Raw genomic sequence first — 3,168 nt, forward strand, 5'->3', positions numbered from 1 at the left:
ATGATGTCCTCGCCGGGCTTGTAGCCAGCCGCCTCGCAAGCCTTCACGATGTACTGCAGCGGCTCTTCGTTCGTGGTGAAGTTCGGCGCGAAGCCGCCCTCGTCACCAACGCCGCCGCCCAGGCCGGCCTCGTGCAGCACCTTCTTCAGCGTGTGATAGATCTCGGCGCACCAACGCAGCGCCTCGGCGAACGTCTCCGCGCCCACCGGCATGATCATGAACTCCTGGAAGTCCACGTTGTTGTCGGCATGCACGCCGCCGTTGAGAATGTTCATCATAGGCGTGGGCAGGATATGGCCGTTCACACCGCCGATGTACTTGTACAGGGGCAGGCCGGCGGATTCGGCAGCGGCCTTTGCGCAGGCCAGGGACACGCCCAAGATGGCGTTTGCGCCCAGAGCGCCCTTGTTGTCCGTGCCGTCAAGCTCCAGCATCACGTCGTCGATAGCGCGCTGGTCGTCTGCCTCGAAGCCGATGAGGGCATCGGCAATTTCGTCGTTCACATGGCCAACGGCATCAAGCGTGCCCTTGCCCAGATAGCGATCCTTGTCGCAATCGCGCAGCTCAACGGCCTCGAATGCGCCCGTAGACGCGCCGGAGGGAACAGCCGCACGACCGAAGGAACCATCCTCCAGCACAACTTCCACTTCAACGGTGGGGTTGCCGCGAGAGTCCAGGACTTCACGCCCGAACACATCGATGATGACGCTCATGAATGCCTCCTTGTAGGATGTTTCCTTTGACCTTGGCGCCTCACTTGCACCAAGCCATACGGGTGCATGATACCACGCGTGCGCGGCAGCGCCCCCGCGCTCCGACGGACGGCACAATGGGCTCGTGCGCGGAAGTCCGCATTACAGGAACACCGCAACAACCGCCATGAACGCGAGTCCGCCCACCATAGAAGCCACATCAGCAGCGTTCATGCGCGGCTGCCGCAAAACGCTTCGCTTAACGCCAAGCCCATAGCAGCGCGCATCCATGGCAACGGACAGTTTATCCGCCCGGCGGAACATGCCAACGAACAGAGGAATGAACACCGATGACCATGCAGACAGGCGCTTCAGAAGGCTGCCATCCGCAAACGGAGCACCGCGCGACCACTGGGCGTCATGCACCGCGCACAGCTCCTGCGCCATCACAGGTATAAAACGCAACGCCATGCAGGCCACCATAGCGAAATCGTCAACGGGGACTTTCAGCACGCGAAGCGGCCGCAAAAACGATTGCAAGGCATCGGTCAGCTGCGAAGACGTAGTGGTAAGCACCACCGCCAAACTTGCCAGCACCAGTAAAATCATGCGGATGCCGTAGAAAACTCCCAGTCCAAGCCCCACCTGCTGGTTTATCGATGCGAACACCACTGTAAATGCCGCCAACACATATACGGGAATCCCCATGGCAAGCACCCGTACAACCGGAATTCGCGCAAGCAAAATCGACGCAACGCACAGTGCCGCAAGCAGACCCTGCCCCACCCAGGAATCCACCCAAAACAGCGAGATGGTAAATCCAAACAGCAGCATCACCTTCACGCGCGCGTCGCACGTATGAACGATGCTGGAACCCGGAATATATGCGCTCGTCTGCAATTGCATGAAGCGAAGTATAGCGCACGCAGGCTTGATGCTTATAGCACGCGCTTTCGACCTCGCCAATAACGACATGCGCGCAGTATCAGGGGCTCTTACCCCTCGTCGATACAAGCATGGCACAGTCTCAAAACCTGACAAGCGACCTGTCCCCTGTCAGGTTTAGCGCACGCGACCTAGTTGCTTGAAAAAAGAAAGGACCCCGAAGGGTCCTTTCAAAATGAGCTTGCTTGAAAGCCTGAGCTTATTCAGCCTTCTCCTCGGCAGCAGCCTCGGCAGCTTCCTCAGCCTTCTCCTCGGCCTTCGGCTCCTCAACAGCCTCGACCTTCTTCGGAGCAGCCTTCGGGGCAGCGGCCTTCTCAGCCTTCTTGGCCACCGGCTCAGTGCACAGCTCCATGATAACCATGGGAGCATTGTCGCCCTTGCGGTTGCCCAGCTTCATGATGCGGGTGTAGCCACCCTGACGATCGGCGAACATGCCCTGCGCGACCTTCTCGAAGATCTCGCGCACGAGCTCCTTGTCGTTGCCCAGCGCAGCGATGGCAAGACGACGGCTGTGCAGGTCGCCCTTCTTCGCCCAGGTGATGATCTTGTCAACATCGGGGCGGATTTCCTTGGCGCGGGACTCGATGGTCTTGATGCGGTCGTTCAAGAACAGCGCCTGCACCAGGGAACGCTTCATGGCCTTAGTGTGGGCGAAGTCGGTGCCCAGCTTGCGGCCCTTGTAGTTATGCCTCATGGTAGGTATCTCCTATTGCTTCAAATTGAGGTCCATGGAAATGAGTTTGTCCTTCACTTCCTCGATGGACTTCGCACCAAAGTTCCTGATGTTCAGCAGGTCGTTCTCGGAGAACTCGACCAGCTGGCGCACCGAGTGGATACCGGCACGCTTCAGGCAGTTGTACGAGCGGACAGACAGGTCGAGGTCCTCGATCTGCTTGTCGAGCTCGGCGTTCGACTCCTGACCCTCCGGAGCAAAGATGGACGGCACTTCGCCCTCTTCCTCTTCGGGGGTGCTGGTCAGGCTGAGGAACGCACCCATGTACTGGTTGATGATGTTGGCGGCGCGGGTGACTGCGTCGATAGGCGCAATGGAGCCGTCCGTCTCAACTTCCAGAACCAGCTTATCGTAGTCGGTGCGCTGACCCACGCGGGTGTCGGTGACGTTCATCGTGCAACGACGAACCGGGGAGAACAGCGAGTCGACATGGATGACGCCGATGGGGTCTTCCGTGCGCTTGTTGCGCTCAGCAGACACGTAACCGCGGCCCACGCCGATGCGCACCGTCATGTCAAGCTGGCCGCCGTCGGCAACCGTGGCAATAACATGCTCGGGATTGATCAGCGTGAACTCGGTGGGAACCTGCAGGTCCGCACCGGTGACAACGCAGGGACCCTCGGCGGACACATGCGCCGTAGCCTCTTCGATGTCATCGCTCAGAGCCGAGAAGACCAGGCCCTTGACGTTCAGGACGATATCGGTGATATCCTCGATGACGCCCTCGGCCGTGGTGAACTCGTGCTGCACACCTTCGATCTGGATGGCCGTCGCCTTGGCGCCGTCCAGAGAAGACAG

The 3,168-nt window shown here is 59.7% G+C and carries 4 protein-coding genes; all 4 read right to left on the minus strand.

Annotated elements, in window-relative coordinates; all coding sequences use genetic code 11:
• On the minus strand, positions 1–713 hold a 713-nt coding region (gene eno / locus ACWI6D_RS09295), incomplete at its 3' end, for a phosphopyruvate hydratase (RefSeq protein WP_449134479.1).
• Positions 714–854: 141 nt separating this feature from the next.
• Positions 855–1,598 (minus strand): energy-coupling factor transporter transmembrane component T family protein, encoded by a 744-nt coding sequence (locus ACWI6D_RS09300; protein WP_302937585.1) that lies wholly within the window; start codon positions 1,596–1,598, stop codon positions 855–857.
• Positions 1,599–1,836: 238 nt separating this feature from the next.
• Positions 1,837–2,331: a 50S ribosomal protein L17 gene (rplQ, locus tag ACWI6D_RS09305; protein ID WP_449134480.1), complete on the minus strand. Its 495-nt coding sequence runs from the start codon at positions 2,329–2,331 to the stop codon at positions 1,837–1,839.
• Between the two features lie 12 nt (positions 2,332–2,343).
• Positions 2,344–3,168: DNA-directed RNA polymerase subunit alpha (locus ACWI6D_RS09310; protein WP_449134481.1), on the minus strand; the 825-nt coding region annotated here is incomplete at its 5' end.

The organism is Senegalimassilia sp. (assembly GCF_977052095.1).

Coding starts and splice junctions, on each gene's coding strand:
- ACWI6D_RS09300 (WP_302937585.1), bottom strand. CDS start 1,598: ATGCAATTGCAGACGAGCGCATATATTCCGGGTTCCAGCATCGTTCAT.
- rplQ (WP_449134480.1), bottom strand. CDS start 2,331: ATGAGGCATAACTACAAGGGCCGCAAGCTGGGCACCGACTTCGCCCAC.